Annotated in this window: 1 protein-coding gene; it reads left to right on the forward strand. The window is 71.8% G+C overall.

Annotated features, from left to right (window positions below):
• On the forward strand, positions 1–404 hold a 404-nt coding region (locus tag L692_RS28065; protein WP_036722589.1), incomplete at both ends, for a DUF3656 domain-containing protein.

Genomic DNA, 404 nt, shown 5'->3' on the forward strand with positions numbered 1-404 from the left:
ACCGTCCGCGTCGATTCGGGGCTTGCGCTGGAGACGGCGAACAAGCGCCCGATGGACGCCGCGCTGCTGGAAGAGCAATTCGGACGCCTTGGCGGGACCGTCTTCCAGCTTGAGCATCTGGACGCCGAGCTGGAAGGCGGCGTCATTGTGCCGATGCGCGAGCTGAACAGCATCCGCCGCCGTGCGGCGCTACTGCTCGCCGGCGAGCGCCCGAAGCCGCCCGTATACGTGAAACGGGCGGTGGAGGTGTACGGCGACGCGGCGAAGCGCGGCGCCGGAAACGCCGTCCTGGCAGGAGCGGACGGCGTAAGCCACGCCGCCCCGCTTGGCGCGGGCGGCCCTTTCCCTGGCGGCGGTGCTGCGCAGCTCACCGCGCTGTGCCGCAGCCTGCCGCAGGTGCAGGC

It is taken from the genome of Paenibacillus forsythiae T98 (genome assembly GCF_000520735.1).
Lineage (GTDB): Bacteria > Bacillota > Bacilli > Paenibacillales > Paenibacillaceae > Paenibacillus_AQ > Paenibacillus_AQ forsythiae.